Raw genomic sequence first — 1,044 nt, forward strand, 5'->3', positions numbered from 1 at the left:
CGATGACGTATTCGCGGTTTTGCTTTTCGGCCTCGTTCAGCGCGTAGGCGACCGGAGACTGGCCCACGAACCGTTCCTGCGCGTGATCGAACGACTCGTCCTCTTGAAGGAACATTGCCACGGCGCGTTCGTGACCGTCGCTTGTGTCCTTGAGCACGTAGCTCTGGTCGGTGAGCTGGTCAATCTCGTAGTTGAGACCCTTGATCAGCTCGCGCGGATCGTCCTCTATGGCTTGGCGAGCGTGTTCGGTCGCGTCCGCCCAGTCGTCGCGCTCGGGAACGCCAACCTTGAGCTCATGCGTCGAGAGGAGGCCCTGATTACGAAGCCCGGTCAGTTCCTCGTCAAGCTGCGGGAGCGTCTCAGTGAGGAACCGCTGAGCCGCGTGTCGGTCCGGCTCGTTGAGTGCGGTGTCACAGACCCGATCTGCTTGCCCGCGGTCGACATCTCGGTAGACCGGTGGCTCTTCGCCACTCGGCCCGCACAGTCCGGCGTGGTCGTCGTAGAAGGCAACGACGAGGATCGGGTTTACTCGCCCGCCGCGCCGGTCAGCGTACGTCTTCTGGAGGAACTCTTTGGTGGGTCGCTCACCGTGATCGACGACGACGATCTCGAGAGCACTTGATCCGTTTCCTTGGTAGAACTCAAAATCGCCACCATCCCGATCGTAGCTCCAGTGGCGACCTTGACGTGAGTCCAAGAAATCCGAGGGCATGATCCGTGCCACGGCGACCGGCTACATATATTGTTGGGAAGGAGTCAAGAACGATTTTTCGGTTACCCACCGGACACCCTATAAGCAAGTATGGCGCGCGGAGACGACTATGTAGGGAAACTATTCTCAGAATTGTCGACACTTAGTCAGATATGTCGACCAACACCCTCCCAGCACGGGCGAAGCCGGAGGCACTCTATGAAACGTGTCGCTTACTTGGAGATGAGGCGGTTGAACGCAGCGAGCTCTATGATCAAACGGAATTTGATAGGCGACAGATAGCAGCGGCCTGCGATTACGGCGAGCTTCTGGGGTTCCTCGAGTACGTCGAC

At 58.7% G+C, this 1,044-nt stretch carries 1 protein-coding gene and 1 pseudogene; one reads left to right on the forward strand and one right to left on the reverse strand.

Going from position 1 to position 1,044, the window contains the following annotated elements:
* Positions 1-712: pseudogene (locus U4E84_RS18645) on the reverse strand (hypothetical protein); the annotation flags it as partial.
* Positions 713-864: 152 nt separating this feature from the next.
* Here U4E84_RS18645 and U4E84_RS18650 point away from each other — a divergent pair.
* Positions 865-1,044, forward strand: a 180-nt coding sequence (locus U4E84_RS18650; RefSeq protein ID WP_322533540.1) for a hypothetical protein, incomplete at its 3' end; no start/stop codon positions are given.

It is taken from the genome of Halorubrum sp. AD140 (assembly GCF_034497445.1).
Taxonomy (GTDB): domain Archaea; phylum Halobacteriota; class Halobacteria; order Halobacteriales; family Haloferacaceae; genus Halorubrum.